This window comes from Phormidium sp. CCY1219 (genome assembly GCF_035615515.1).
Taxonomy (GTDB): Bacteria; Cyanobacteriota; Cyanobacteriia; order Cyanobacteriales; family Laspinemataceae; genus CCY1219.
This window is the reverse complement of the sequence record NZ_JAJENT010000382.1, coordinates 1-15307: the sequence shown is the minus strand read 5'-3', so window position 1 is coordinate 15307 and position 15307 is coordinate 1. Positions and strand designations below refer to the sequence as shown.

The 15307-nt window shown below is 52.9% G+C and carries 7 protein-coding genes; 4 read left to right on the top strand and 3 right to left on the bottom strand.

The genetic code is table 11. The features are described 5' to 3' along the window. The first annotated feature begins 342 nt into the window (after positions 1-342). Genes LKK83_RS07480 through LKK83_RS07470 form a run of 3 tightly spaced genes read left to right on the top strand, consistent with a single transcriptional unit; the run spans position 343 to position 8859 of the window. Entirely contained in the window at positions 343-1719 is a 1377-nt protein-coding gene (locus tag LKK83_RS07480; RefSeq protein ID WP_324630388.1) for an AAA-like domain-containing protein, read from the top strand. A gap of 37 nt (positions 1720-1756) precedes the next feature. Beyond that, positions 1757-5368: an AAA-like domain-containing protein gene (locus LKK83_RS07475; RefSeq protein ID WP_324630387.1), complete on the top strand. Its 3612-nt coding sequence runs from the start codon at positions 1757-1759 to the stop codon at positions 5366-5368. Positions 5369-5373: 5 nt separating this feature from the next. After that, on the top strand, positions 5374-8859 hold the full coding sequence (locus LKK83_RS07470; RefSeq protein ID WP_324630409.1) for an AAA-like domain-containing protein: 3486 nt from the start codon (positions 5374-5376) through the stop codon (positions 8857-8859). 86 nt (positions 8860-8945) lie between these two features. Here LKK83_RS07470 and LKK83_RS07465 read toward each other — a convergent pair whose 3' ends face one another. Next, positions 8946-9143 carry a hypothetical protein gene (locus tag LKK83_RS07465; protein ID WP_324630386.1) on the bottom strand — a complete coding sequence of 66 codons (198 nt, stop codon included), beginning with the start codon at positions 9141-9143 and terminating at the stop codon, positions 8946-8948. 293 nt (positions 9144-9436) lie between these two features. Here LKK83_RS07465 and glyA point away from each other — a divergent pair, with 293 nt between their 5' ends. Continuing rightward, positions 9437-10720 carry a serine hydroxymethyltransferase gene (gene glyA / locus LKK83_RS07460; protein ID WP_324630407.1) on the top strand — a complete coding sequence of 428 codons (1284 nt, stop codon included), beginning with the start codon at positions 9437-9439 and terminating at the stop codon, positions 10718-10720. Positions 10721-10801: 81 nt separating this feature from the next. Here the strand turns inward: glyA and LKK83_RS07455 are convergent, their stop codons facing one another. Both LKK83_RS07455 and LKK83_RS07450 read right to left on the bottom strand, forming a co-directional pair. Then, the gene (locus tag LKK83_RS07455) at positions 10802-12646 is read right to left on the bottom strand and encodes a WD40 repeat domain-containing protein (protein ID WP_324630384.1); all 1845 of its coding nucleotides are present in this window, start codon (positions 12644-12646) and stop codon (positions 10802-10804) included. Between the two features lie 180 nt (positions 12647-12826). Next, a partial coding sequence (locus LKK83_RS07450; protein WP_324630383.1) for a calcium-binding protein occupies positions 12827-15307 on the bottom strand: 2481 nt, incomplete at its 5' end.

Genomic DNA, 15307 nt, shown 5'->3' with positions numbered 1-15307 from the left:
GGTGCGGCACTTTCGCCCAAATTGAAGCGCAATCTTCTCTCAGCGGGCGTTTCGAGCATCCTTCTCCATAGCCGCTTCCCCATCGCAACCACCCTATACGATACTTTGGTCAATTTGTCAATAGAAAACGTAACAAGTTTCATCTCCGTGTCGGAAATATTTGCAAATTTTGTTACCCTGTTTCCCAACTCTATCCCATCTGTGGACTCAGAACACAGCCGATGAGGGATAATTCCCATAAAGGTAGCGGAGTTTCCTCCGGGAGGAGGGTACAACTCCAGACGAACGGGTATTATATTTTATTTTCCATTGTTAATATGCAACTTTCTAGAGACATTTCTAATGACCCTTGATGAATTAATGAGTTTATTGCGAGTCATGCAGCAGAGAAATCTAACTCCCGCCCAAGAACGAATTCTGCGCCAAGGGTGGGAAGGAAAGACCTATACCCACATGGCTCAATCCTCCGAGTATGAATGCGACTATCTGAAAACCACCGGGGCGCGGTTATGGCAAAGCATTTCGGAATTGCTCGAGGTGCAGATAAGCAAAGACAATTTTCGCAGCCAAATCGAGAAACTGGAGTTGAAGCCCCACTGGAAAGTATTAATCGAACGGGAAATGTTTTATCCCCCGGATCTGAAAAGCTTAGAATATCCCAGCGGTCCAGTACCGCTGAATTCCCCTTTTTATATCAATCGTCCCCCCATTGAAGAACTGGCGTATGCGGAAATTGCAAAACCCGGATGCATTTTGCGAATAAAAGCGCCCCGAGAAATGGGAAAAACCTCCTTAATAAACCGGATTGTGGATCGGGGCGCGCAGTTAGGCTATGCCACCATTAATGTAGATTTTCAACAAGTCGAGCGCAGCATTTTAACCGATTTAGATAAATTTTTGCGGTGGTTTAGCAAACTGGTCAGCAAAGGGTTAAATTTAACCCCGCAACTCGATGAATATTGGGATGAAGATATCGGCAGCAAGTTGAGCTGTACGATTTACTTTGAAGCCTATGTGCTGCAACGGATAAAAACGCCAGTTATTTTGGCATTTAATGAAATCAATCGGATATTCAAATATGCCGAAGTTGCCGGAGAATTTTTACCCTTGTTACGATCCTGGTATGAGCGATCGCAACAGGTGAAATGCTGGCAAAACTTGCGATTAGTGGTGGTATATTCGACGGAAGTTTACGTGGATTTGCAATTGCATCAATCCCCTTTTAATATTGGAATGCCGTTAAAACTGCCAGAATTTACCCGATCGCAAGTGCAAGAATTAGCAAGGCGTCACGGATTGAACTGGAAAGAAGGAACCCAAGCCAAACAACTGATGGCGATTGTCGGCGGGCATCCCGCATTAGTGCGCCTCGCCCTTTATCACTTCTGTCGTCAAAACCTGACGGTGAAGCAACTGTTAGAAAACGCCCATACCGAAGCCGGGATTTATCGCGATCGCTTGCGCCGCAAGCTGGCAATTTTGCAACGAAATCGCGAATTAACCGCTGCCTTTCAACAGTTACTCACAGCCGATCGCCCCTTGAAATTACCCTCCATTTTCGCCTATGAATTAGAAAGTCTCGGACTCGTCAAACTGGAAGGGGAACGAGTTAGAATAAGTTGCGAGTTGTATCGTCGCTATTTTCAGCAACAATTGCTCGTGAAAGCGCCTTCCTCCTCCCCCTACCCGCGAGAACCCACGGACCGCCAGAGTCCATAACCCCCGCCGATTGCACTTCCCAGGATAACCCAAAAACATGATAACCCAATTTTCCTATCAAGTGGGAGGGTCCCTGACCCCGGAACATCCCACCTATATCCACCGACAAGCCGATGATGAACTGTATCGCGCCTTAAAAGGCGGTGAATTTTGCTACGTCCTCGACTCGCGCCAAATGGGAAAATCCTCCCTGTTGGTGCGAACCAAAGAGCGACTCAGCGCCGAAAATTATCGCTGTACCTATCTGGATTTAACCCAAATTGGCAGTCAAAATATTACCCCCGCCCAATGGTATAAAGGCGTAGTTTCCACCTTATGGCTGGATCTGGGTTTAGTGGGAACTTTTAACCTCAAATCTTGGTGGCGCGAGGCGGATGATATTTCCATTCTCCACCGCTTAAGTCGGTTTGTGGAGATGTTGCAGCAGGAATTTGCCGAGGAAAATCTGATTATTTTTATCGACGAAATCGACAGCATTCTCGCCTTAGATTTTACCGTAGATGACTTTTTTGCCTGGATTCGCTTTTGCTACAATCAAAGAGCGCAAAACCCGCAATACAATCGCCTCACCTTTGCCTTATTTGGCGTCGCCACTCCAGCAGATTTGATTCGCGATAAAAGCCGCACGCCGTTTAATATTGGTCGGTCCATTACCTTAAGCGGGTTTACCCCGGCAGAAGTGCAGCCTTTGGTGATAGGATTGCGCGGAAAAGTCCCCGAACCGGAAGCGGCGATCGCAGAAATTTTAGCTTGGACATCCGGACAGCCATTTTTGACGCAAAAACTCTGTCAGTTAACCGTCAGGGAAACCGACAAAGCAAACCCAGAGCGCAATTTATCCAATTTGGACGTGCAATTTAAAATTGCGGAATTAGTCGAAACGCGGATTATTCAGAATTGGGAATCCCAAGACGAACCGGAACACTTAAAAACCATCCGCGATCGCATTTTACGCAACGAACAGCGTGCCGGCAGAATGCTGGGTATTTATCAGCAACTTTTACAAGGCAACCCAATCAAATGCGATGACAGTCGCGAACATATCGAACTGTTACTCAGTGGGTTGCTGGAAAAACGGCAGGGATATTTACAGATAAAAAACCGAATTTACGAGAACATTTTTAACCCGCAGTGGGTAGAAACCAAACTCCAACAACTGCGACCCTATTCTCAAGCCTTTAATGCCTGGATGGCATCCAAACAAACCGATAAATCGCGACTGTTGCGCGGGCAAGGCTTAAAAGAAGCGCAACTGTGGGCGCAGGGAAAAAGTTTGAGCGATTTCGACTATCAATTTTTAGCCGCCTCGGTGGAATGCGATCGCCTAGAAGTGCAACAAGCCTTAGAAGCGCAACGCGCCCAAGAAATTGAAGCGCGACTGATTGAAGAAAAGAAACGATTGGAAGCGGAACGCAGACGACGGGCGCAGGAACAAAAAACCGCTCGCTTGCAACGGTTACTGTTAATTGGAGTTACGGCAGCATTTGGGATTGTTTCCACCTTAGGAGCGATCGCAACCGGGCAGTATCGCAAAGCCGTTCATAACGAAAGATTAGCTCGCATTAGCGAAATCAAAGCCTTAATCTCCTCCTCTCAAGGACAATTTGCCTCCCATCAAAAATTAAATGCCGCGATCGCCGCCATCAAAGCCAAACGGCAAGTGCAACGCACTCCCGGCATCGACCCCAAAATCGCCGGGGAAGTGACCCGGGTTTTGCAAGAAGCCTTGTACGGACTCGATCGCGTCAATCGCCTTTCCGGGCATCGCGGGGCCGTGCTCGACGTGGATTTTAGCTCAGACGGAGAATTAATCGCCACTGCCGGCAGCGACAAAACCGTAAAAATCTGGACTACACAGGGCAGATTGGTTCACAGTTTGCCCCACGACAACACCGTATTCGAGGTCAAATTCAGCCCCAAAGGCGATCGCCTCGTCGCCGGCAGTCTCGATGGTAAAGTCCGCCTGTGGAGTCGCGACGGCACCTTATTAACCACCATTCAAGCCCATTCCGCCCCGGTGTGGAGTGTAGCATTTAGTCCCGATGGCGAGATAGTTGCCTCTGCCAGTGGAGACACCACAGTAAAACTGTGGCACCCGGATGGATCCGAGGTTGCCACCCTCACCGGACCCACCGGGGCCTTGTGGAGTGTCGCCTTCAGTCCCGATAACCAGACCCTCGCCGCCTCCAGCGTGGATGGAGAGATTACCCGATGGCGGCGCGACGGCAGCTTCATCGAGACCTTAGTCAAACCGGAAAACCAGCGTCGCAGCGCCATTTGGGACATTACCTTCAGCCCAGACGGCAACACCCTGGTATCTGCCAATGCCGATCGCACCGTCAAACTATGGCACCTGGATGGTTCCCCCAATCAAGTGCTTTCCGGGCATACCCGGGAAGTGAACGGCGTCGCCTTCAGTCCCGATGGCAAAACCATCGCCTCCGTCAGTGCGGATGAAACCGTGAAACTGTGGACCGCGAATGGTACGTTACTGCAAACCCTGCGAGGTCACGGTGATTTTACCGGGGAAGTGGCATTTAGCGCAGACAGTCAAATTGTCGCCTCAGCAGGGGGAAACCGCGTCACCCTGTGGAAACCCCACTCGAAGTTGAGCCAGCAATTTTCCCTGCACCAGAATTATATTTGGAGCGTAGACTTTCATCCGCAAAAGTCCCTGTTAATTTCTGCCGGGGAAAATATCAAACTGTGGACCCCGGACCTGAGGGTAGTTAAAGAGTTGGGCACCCCGGGCGATCGGGGAATTTTCAGTGCCACATTCAGCCCAGACGGAGAGCAGATTCTCGCCGGGGGCGACGATGGGACGATTTCCCTGTGGCAATTGGATGGCACCGAAGTGATGACCTTCCAGGCTCATTCCACGTTAATTACCACCGTGGCGTTTAGTCCCGATGGGGACAGCTTCGCCTCGAGCAGTGACGATAATACCATCAAAGTTTGGACGCGCGAAGGCCAGTTACGCCAAACCCTGGAAGGGCACGACGGGCGCGTGTGGCACATTGCCTTTAGTCCCGACGGGGAGTTTATCGCCTCCGTGGGAGAAGATGGTACCCTGAAGCTTTGGCACTCCGATGGCACCGTGTTAAACACCATCGCCGCCCACGATAATTCTACCTGGGGTGTGGCGATTTCCGTGCGCGGGGAAATCGCCACCGCCAGTTTGGATGGTACAATCGGCTTGTGGCAGCCCGATGGCACATTGATAAGGCGGTTGCAGGGGAATGACAGCGGCTTCCACTCCGTGGCGTTTAGTCCCGATGGGGAGATTCTCGCCGGGGGCAGTACCGACAATACAGTGGTGCTGTGGAACCGCGACGGGGAGCAATTGGCTACGGCAATGGGCCATCGCGCCAATCCGATCGCTTTGCGATTTAGCCCCGATGGCAAGACCCTGGCTTCCTCAGCGGAAGACCAAACCGTGATTTTGTGGAATGTAGAAGAAATTCTCGCAATGGATGTTTTAAGCTACACTTGTAGTTGGGTGCGGGATTATCTGCACAGCACGCCGGAAATCGACTCGAGCGATCGCACCCTCTGCGATGGCATCGGCGATCGGCGGCGCGATCGCCTCTCCCGACTCTCTCTCCCCCCCCGATTGCTTCCCACTCTCAACCCTGGACGGGGATTCTAGGCAGTATGAACCCATTTTACTATCAAGTTGGCGGTAGTTTAGACGATCGCCACCTCACTTATGTGGCACGAGATGCCGATGCCGAACTCTATGATGCCTTATTGGCGGGGGAATTTTGTTACGTTCTCGACTGTCGCCAAGTGGGCAAGTCTTCTCTACTCGTCCGCACTAAATCTCGCCTGCAAGCTGAGGGGTATCGCTGCACCTATCTGGATATGACCCAAATCGGTAGCGATAATATTACCCCCCCTCAATGGTATAAAGGAGTGGTGTCTACCTTATGGCTGGGATTCGACCTGTTAGGGAAATTTAATCTAAAAGCCTGGTGGCGCGAGTCAGAAGAGGTATCTGTTCTCCAGCGATTGAGTCGCTTTATTGAAGAACTTCTCGATCGCTTCGCCGGGGAAACTATTTTTATCTTTATCGATGAAATTGATAGTATTTTGAGTTTGGATTTCTCGGTCGATGACTTTTTTGCCTTGATTCGCTTTTGTTACAATCAAAGAGCGCACGACCCGAAATACAAGCGCTTGGCATTTGCGTTATTTGGCGTGGCCACCCCTTCCGATTTGATTCGCGATAAAAATCGCACGCCTTTTAATTTAGGCAAAGCGATAAAACTGCCCGGGTTTAAACGCACCCAAGTGCAACCGTTGGTGGGCGGCTTGGTGGGCAATGTGCCAGATCCGGAGGCGGCGATGGAGGAAATTCTCTCCTGGACTGGCGGACAACCGTTTCTCACCCAAAAACTCTGTCAGTTGGTGGCGAATGGGAATTGGAAACCGGGGAGCGATCGCTACGAGATGTTCCTGGCCCATCCGCAATGCTTTATCCGGGCTTTAGTGAATTCGCGCATCGTACAAAACTGGCGATCGCAAGACGAACCAGAACATTTAAAAACCATTAGCGATCGCATCCTCAATCCGCAAAAATATCCGATTAAGTTGCTAACGATTTATCGGGAAATATTGCAGCAAAAATCGATAAAATTTGCCGATATTCGAGAGCATGTGGAACTGATTTTAAGTGGGGCGGTGGTGAATGAAAATGGCGAATTAAAAGTCAAAAATTCCATTTACGAGCGGGTGTTCGATATCGACTGGGTAGAAACCCAATTAAATCACCTGTCCCCGGCGGAGCGGGAATGGTGGGCGGGGCGGAATCCATCGGAGAAATTGCCCGTGGGGCACGGAATTACTTTAGCAGCGCGTTCCCCCGGGGGGCAAGGTCATCAAATCTCTGGGATTTTACCGCCTGCGAATTTAGCCGCCAAGGACGTCACAAACACCCCAGGGGAACTTAACCCCATCCCCGGAAAAGCCCTAGGGTTACAGTGCGACAGTGCTTGCATTGGTAGAGAGAAAAAAGTCAACCGACAACGAGTGTTTCTCGGGGTAGCGATCGCCGGCTTAATCTTCGCATCGGTAATGGGATTGAGCAGTTTTTTCAAATATCGCCAAGCGTCTCTGAATGAAATTAAAGCGATCGCCCAATCTTCAGAATTTTTACTGGCTTCCAATCGCACTTTAGACGCGCTGTTCGCCACGTTGAAAGCCAAACACCAACTGCAAAACTTGGGGGAAAATCACCCGGAACTCGATCGTCAGTTAGATGTATTGCTGCGACAGGCGGTATATGGGGGGATGGAATACAATCGCTTGAGCGGACATACCGGCACGGTAAACTATGTAGATATCGGGCCGGATGCCGAGTTGATTGCCACCGGCAGTGGGGACCAAACCGTAAAGCTGTGGCGGCGCGACGGCAAACTGTTGCAAACCCTGCGGGGACATAGTGCTGCCGTGTGGGGGGTCTCAATCAGTCCCGACGGGAACCTGATTGCCTCCGCCAGTGGCGATCGCACGGTGAAACTCTGGAAACCGGACGGCACCTTAGTGCGAACCCTCACCGGCCATCAAGGCATCGTCCGGGACGTCACTTTCAGTCCCGACGGGGAGCGAATTGCCTCTGCCAGTGGGGATAATACCATCAAACTCTGGACCCGCGACGGGGCCGAACAACTCACGCTCAGAGGACATCAGGCGCAGGTTTTGGACGTGACCTTCAGTCCCGACGGGGAGCGAATTGCCTCTGCCAGTGGAGATAATACCATCAAACTATGGACAAGCAACGGCAAGCTGCTGCATACCTTCACCGGGCATGAAGCGCGGGTGTATAGCGTGAAGTTTACCCCGGATGGAGAAACCCTGGTGTCCGGATCCTGGGACTATACGGTGAAACTGTGGCGGCGAGACGGCACCCTCATCCACACGTTAGTGGGGCATCAGGATGCGGTCAACCATATCGCGATCGCCCCGGATGGGCAGAGGATCGCTTCGGCATCTTGGGACAAAACGATTAGACTGTGGAACATCGACGGCACCGCGATCGCGACTTTGAAAGGACATGGCGATCGGGTGTTTGGGGTGGATTTTTGCCCCAATGGCACCCGGATTGCCTCTGCATCCTGGGATGGGACGGTAAAACTGTGGCGCAGCGATCGCCAGTTTATTAAGACCCTCGAGGGTCACACCGATAAGGTGTACAAGCTCAGTTTCAGTCCCGACGGGGAAATGCTGGCCTCCAGTAGCGCCGATGGCACCATCAAACTCTGGCGGCGAGATGGCAGCGCGATCGCCACCCTCACCGGCCATCGCGATCGGGTGTATGGCCTGGAGTTCAGTCCCGAGGGCGATCGGATCGCCTCCGGCAGTTGGGATCATACCGTGAAACTCTGGACCGCCGACGGAACCGTGATTAGAACCCTCGCCGGCCACCGCGATCGGGTCTTTAACGTGGCGTTCAGTCCCGATGGGGAATGGTTGGCCTCCGCCAGTGCGGACAAAACCGTGAAACTGTGGCCGAGGCAGGGTAAAAATCCGCTGACCCTCACCGGGCATACCGATGAAGTGTTCGATGTAGACTGGAGTCCCGACGGGCAACGGTTGGCCTCCGCCTCCTTGGATGGCACGGTGAAACTGTGGAACCGCCAGGGCAGAGAAATCGCCACCCTACAGGGCCATCGGGATGCGGCGATCGCCGTGACCTTCAGTCCCGACGGCGACACCTTGGCCTCTGGGTCTCTCGATGGCACGGTGAAACGCTGGAACCGAGAGGGCCGTTTGCTCCAGAGTTTATCTCACCATCGCGAGGGGGTATTTGGCCTCGCATTCAGTCCCGACGGGGAAACCCTGGCCTCGGCCTCTCTGGATGCCACGGTGAAACTCACCAACCGCCAGGGAGAATTGCTCCATACCTTAGCGGCCCATCGCGAGGGGGTGTTTGGGGTGGCCTTCAGTCCCGATGGCCAGATGCTCGCATCCAGCAGCGAAGACCAACGGGCCATTTTATGGGATTTAGACCGGGTGCTGCATCTGGATCCGGTGCTGGCCTACAGTTGCCGCTGGATCAGCCATTATTTGCACCATAATCTGGAAGTGGACCGGCGCGATCGCCACCTGTGCGACGGGGTACAGATGCCGCCCCCTTAACTTTGGCCTAAAGACGACTTAAAGTAGTAGGGTGGGCAAAGATTTGCCCACCCTACAGTGCTGTGAAAAAGCTTGCGATCGCAATTTTAGTCGATATTCGCGATTCGGAACCCCATCTGACATTCAAACTGGGTTGCTTGCTGGTCTGCTAGTTTTCCTAGGGCATGACCGCAACATAATTTTCCTTGTCGCCACCGAGGTTCACCGGTACTATCGGCGAGCAAACAACTTTGACAGACTTGCCGAGGGGCAATTATTTTATCTTCCATTAAAATGACGAGCATTTTACACCTCCGCAATCCCCTAGCCACTTCATCTATTTTATGTCAAGGTTTGATAAAAAAGGGTGAAATTGACACACAGCTTAATATTATGTCGGGGTTGACTGTGGTATCATCGGCTTCAATTTAAAGAAATATTTCCCCCATTTTTGCGCCGAGGTTCTTCGTTTTTCCCCTTCTCCACGGGAAAATACTGCTTCCAGACGCCGGAAGCTGAAAAAAGTGCCAACATCGGATATAATAAGAATTTTGCCGTCACTTTGGCAGGCTACAACATACTGACTGAGGTTTCATCCGTGACTCAGACGAACTTAGACTTCCTCGCAACCACCGATCCCACCGTTGCAGGTTTTATCCAGCTCGAACTCCAGCGCCAACGGGATCACCTCGAACTGATTGCCAGTGAAAACTTTACTTCTGCCGCCGTTTTGGCAGCCCAAGGCTCGGTATTAACCAATAAATATGCCGAAGGGTTGCCTGGGAAACGCTACTATGGCGGATGCGAGTTTATCGATAAAATCGAGCAACTGGCCATCGATCGCGCCAAAGAATTATTCGGTGCCGCGCATGCCAACGTCCAACCCCACTCCGGCGCTCAAGCCAACTTTGCCGTGTTCCTGGCATTGCTACAACCCGGGGACACCATTATGGGCATGGACCTGTCTCATGGCGGACACTTGACCCACGGTTCCCCGGTGAATGTGTCGGGTAAGTGGTTCAACGTGGAACACTATGGCGTCAGTCCCGAAACCGAAGAACTGGACTACGATCGCATTCTCGAACTGGCGAAGCAACATCAGCCGAAATTAATCATCTGCGGCTATTCCGCCTATCCGCGCATCATCGATTTTGCCAAATTCCGAGCGATCGCCGACGAAGTAGGAGCCTACCTGCTTGCCGATATCGCCCATATCGCCGGCTTAGTCGCCACCGGGCATCACCCCAACCCGGTCCCCCACTGCCACGTGGTGACCACCACCACCCACAAAACCTTGCGCGGTCCTCGCGGTGGGTTAATCCTCACCAATGACGCGGATCTGGCGAAAAAATTCAATAAAGCCGTGTTTCCCGGGACTCAAGGCGGTCCGTTGGAACATGTGATTGCCGGCAAAGCCGTGGCATTCGGCGAAGCCCTGCAACCGGCGTTTAAAGACTATAGCGCCCGGGTGGTGGAAAATGCGCGCGCAATGGCAACCGGATTGGAAAACCGAGGCATCAAGCTAGTTTCTGGCGGCACTGACAATCACTTGATCTTGGTGGACCTGCGATCGGTGAACATGACCGGCAAGCGCGCCGACAAACTGGTGGGTGAAGTGAATATTACCGCCAATAAAAATACCGTGCCCTTCGATCCGGAGTCCCCATTTGTCACCAGTGGCTTGCGCTTGGGATCCCCGGCGGTGACCACGCGCGGCATGGGTGCGGCTGAATTTACCGAAATTGCCAATATTATTGCCGATCGCTTGCTCAACCCCGAGGATGAAGCCGTGACGGCGCAATGTCGTCAGCGCGTGGCTGCTCTGTGCGAGCGTTTTCCGCTTTATCCCCACCTGAGTATTCCCGTGCCTGCAATGGCATAACTGCTCTTCGGTTGGGGTTGCCCGCTGATGCGGGCGATCGCCCTTGGGACGCGGCATTACCGCGTCCCGTTCGATTTCCGGTTAATTACGGGTTGACAACTTCAATAAATGCACTCGTCCGGACTTTTCTCCCGCCACAATAGTTTCGCCATCCGGTGCGATATCGCAACACCACAATCCATCGGCACCGGTAAAGCTGGCGATCGCTTCGCGACGTTCTAAATCCCACACTTTTAAGGTACTATCTTCCGAGGCGGAAACCAATCGCTTGCTGTCTCGGGTGACGGCTAAACCCCGCACCCGGTTTTGATGACCGGTGAGGGTAAAGCGTTCTTCTCCGGTGGCTAAATCCCAAATTTTAATCGTGCGATCGCTCGAACCGGAAATCAGCCATTGATTGTCTGGGGTGACGATCGCCGGACGCACGGTGCCGCTATGTCCGTAAAGGGTTAAAATCAATTCACCCGTCTCTATATTCCAGATTTTAATCGTACTATCCACCGAAGTAGACACCGCTTTTTTGCCATCCGGGGACAAGGCGACGCCTTGCACGGAACTGTTATGACCGGTCAGGGTAAAGAGTTCTTCGCCGGTATCCAAATTCCACACTTTGAGAATGTGTTCTAAAGACCCGGAAACCACTCGTTTGCCATCGGGGGTGACGGCGAGCGATCGCACCCAGCTTTTATGACCGCGCAGGGTTTTGATTTCCCTGCCGTTATCTAAATTCCACACTTTAATCAGACAGTCTCTCCCGCCGGAAATCGCTTTTTTGCCATCGGACGTCACCGCCACCGCTTGCACTTCTTTGTGGTGGCCGACCAGGGTGTAAATTTCCCGACCATCCTGCAAGGACGCGACTTTCAGGGTTTTGTCAAAAGACGCCGAAACTACCCGCTTTCCATCCGGGGTACAGGCCACATCCATGACTCGTTTTTGATGTCGCGGGAGGGCAATGACTTGGGTTTCTCGCGTCAAGGTCCACACCTTGAGGGTTTTATCCAACGAGGAAGAAATCAGCCAGTGTTTTTGGGGAATATAGGCGATCGCGCGGATGGTATCCTCGTGACCGGTGAGGGTAAAGAGTTTTTCACCGGTTTTTAAGTTCCAGACTTTTATCGTGCGATCGTCAGAGGTAGAAATCACCCGCTTGCCATCGGGCATCACCGCGATCGACCGCACGGTTTTGGTATGACCTTTCAGGGTAAGCTGTGCGGTTTTGCTTTTAATATCCCACACTTTTAAGGTTTGGTCTTCCGAGGCAGAAATGGCTTTTTTGCCATCGGGAGTCACCGCCACGGCGCGTACCGTGTTGGCATGACCGAGAAGGGTGACAAGTTCTTGTTGGGTATCGAGATTCCAAACTTTTAGGCTACTATCAAATGAAGCAGAAATCAGTTTTTTGCCATCGGGAGTCACCGCTAAGGCGCGCACCGGCCCGCTATGACCGGTGAGGGTAAAAATTTCCGCGTAGGTTCTCAGACTCCAGACTTTAATTGTAGTATCTGAGGAACCGGAAATCGCCCATTGACCATTCGGGGTAACGGTAATGGCGCGTACCCAGTCCCGATGTCCCCGGAAGGTATGCCGTTCTTCGCCGGTTTCCAGGTCCCAAACTTTAATCGTCCCATCGTCAGAACCGGAAAGCGCTTGGAAGCCATCCGGGGTGACGGTGACGGCGCGTACCCAGTCCTCATGTCCCGTGAGGGCGAACAGTTCTTCCCCGGTTTCCAGGTTCCACACCTTCACGGTGCGATCGTCGGCGGCGGAAATCACCCGATCGCCCGCCGGCGTCACCGCGATCGCCGTGACTCCTCCCTGATGACCGCTCAGAGTTCGCCGCAATTCTCCACCGGATGGTTTCCCCCCACTGGTGGTTAGGGGACGGAGAATGGCGGTTGTGTTTTGTTGTGGCAATTGCTGCATGGCCTCAACCTCTAATGGTTTAGTTTTATGGTAGGCGATCGCGTCCCGTTATGCCCTTTTCCTTCCCCCCCATTTTTCGCCCCCGGGAAAAATTTAAAGGTTTTCTTCCGATCTGAGTTAGCAGAACCATTGAACCCATGTGAGGTCTTGTCGTCTTCTCGATTTCCACCGCATTCGAGATTACAGCACAGAGAAATCCTCGACCCCGATCGCCGCAGCACTCACATTATTCAGAGTAGCCAGCAATTCATCTCCGAAGCGGATTAATGTATCGCTGCTATCTTGCCCGATCGCTAATTGCTCGAAAGTCAAGCCATCTGCTAAAGCGAGGCGATCGAGATTGTCTGCAAAATCTACAATGATATCGCTACCGCTTCCCGGGCGCAAGACAAAGCGATCGCTTCCCATGCCCCCGGCGAGCAGATCGTTGCCCAAATCGCCACTGAGCAGGTCATCGCCGCTAAATCCGTTTAGGGTATCGTTATCTTTTCCCCCGTAGAGGGTATCGTTGCCGCTACAACCATTCAGGGTATCTTCGCCTTGATTGCCATATATCACATCATTGCCATCTCCGCCATAGAATAAATCGCGATCGCCGCAAGACCCGATGGGAGACTCGCTGCCAATTCCGCCATAGAGGGTATCGTCGCCGCTAGAACCGCAGAGGGTATCGTTACCGCGATCGCCGAATGCCACATCGTTTCCCTGGTCACCGTTGGCCAAATCGTCATTTTTGCCCCCGCGCACCGTATCGTCCCCCACTCCCCCGGAGAGCAAATCGTTGTTTTCGTTGCCATTTAGGTAATCGTTGCCGGCCCCGCCATAAAGCAAGTCGCGACCCTCAGCATCTCCCACGGTGATATCGCTGACGCCGCCAAATAGGCTATCGTCGCCCAAATCCCCCATTAAGGTATCGTCGCCGCGATCGCCGAATATCATATCGTCATCTTTGCCGCCATGCGCCATATCGTTATCTTTGCCGGCATAGATGGTATCGTTCCCTTCATTGCCATTCAGCAAATCCTCGCCTCGGTTGCCTTGCAACCAGTCTCTTTCCTCGCGATCGCCGATGGGAATGTTGCTCCCGTTGCCCCCCATTACCGTATCGTTGCCCAAATCCCCCATTAAGGTATCGTCGCCGCGATCGCCGAACATCATGTCGTTATCTTTGCCCCCGTGGAGGCGATCGCTGCCTGACCCCGCCGATACCCAGTCGTCGTTTTCGTTGCCATTCAGGAAGTCGTTGCCTTCGCCGCCATACAGTGTATCTCGTCCCTCGGCGTCTCCCACGGTGATATCGCTGACGCCGCCAAATAGGCTATCATCGCCTAAATCCCCCATGATGATATCGTCAGCGCGATCGCCGAATATCATGTCGTTATCTTTGCCGCCGTGGGCGATATCGTTATCTTTGCCGGCATAGATTGTATCGTGGCCTTCATTGCCGTTAAGTAGGTCCGACCCTCGGTTTCCCAGCAGTATATCTCGTTCGCCGCGATCGCCAATCGGGCGATCGCTGCCATTCCCACCTTGGATGGTATCGTCGCCCAAATCGCCATAGACTAAATCGCTGTCATCGTCGGCAAAAATGCGATCGTCGTCTTTACCGCCGTGAACCCAATCGTCCCCCTTTCCGCCATAGATAATATCGTTGCCTTCATTCCCGTTTATCCAATCGTTGCCTTTGCCTCCTTCTAGGCGATCGCGTTCTACTTTGTCCCCCACCGGGAATTCGCTGCCGGTTCCCCCCAGCATCGTGTCATCTCCCGTATCTCCATAAACGCGATCGAACCCATCTTGTCCCAACAGCAGGTCATTCCCCGCAAACCCCATTATCATCTCCGCTGTTGGGTTGCCGAAAGTGATATCATTCTCCATCGTCGCGAACAGGGTACGCGCGGGGATTGAGGGCAATGTGAGTGCTTTGGGTTCCGCTTCAAACCTCAGTTGTGGCGCGATCGGCATCCCCGCAAATACCACCGTGGGCAATATCGGCATCCCCGGACATCCGCAACTCACCGTCACCAGTTCCGAAGACGTCACACCTGCAGCATGTAACCTCCCCGAGTCCTCGGTTTCCTCAGTTACTTCACCGGCGGATGGGGTGTCCTCATTCTCCCCCGTGGGCGCTGGATTGGGCGGCGTTGTGGGATGAGTCGGCAATGTCGGAATGGGTGGCAATTCCGCCATTGTGGGATTTGGCGGATTTGGCGGATTTGGCGGAATTTCTGGAGCGATCGGCGGGGTTGGTGGCGTTGGTGGCGTTGGTGTCTCGATCTGCGGTGTTGGCGCAGGTGTCGGAGTTGGCGCAGGTGTCGGCGGTGTCGGCGCAGGTGTTGGCGCAGGTGTCGGCGGTGTCGGCGGTGTTGGCGCAGGTGTCGGCGGTGTGGAAATCGGTGGCGTTAACCCATCGCGATCGCGGTCCTCTGTCGGAGGAATCACCGTGAGACTCACTCTCGCCCCGCTATCCGCATAACTCGTCCCGTCAAATCCATTCCACTCGAAATCAATTTCCCCCGTAAAGTTTTCCCCGGGAGTAAACACTAAATTCCCTAAATCCACACCGTCAATTTCTTGGTTTAATTCAATGACTTCGCCGTTCAGTGTGAGACTTCCGTTCTCCGGGAGAGCGGTAATTTTGATTTTCTCCAGTTCGTCTCC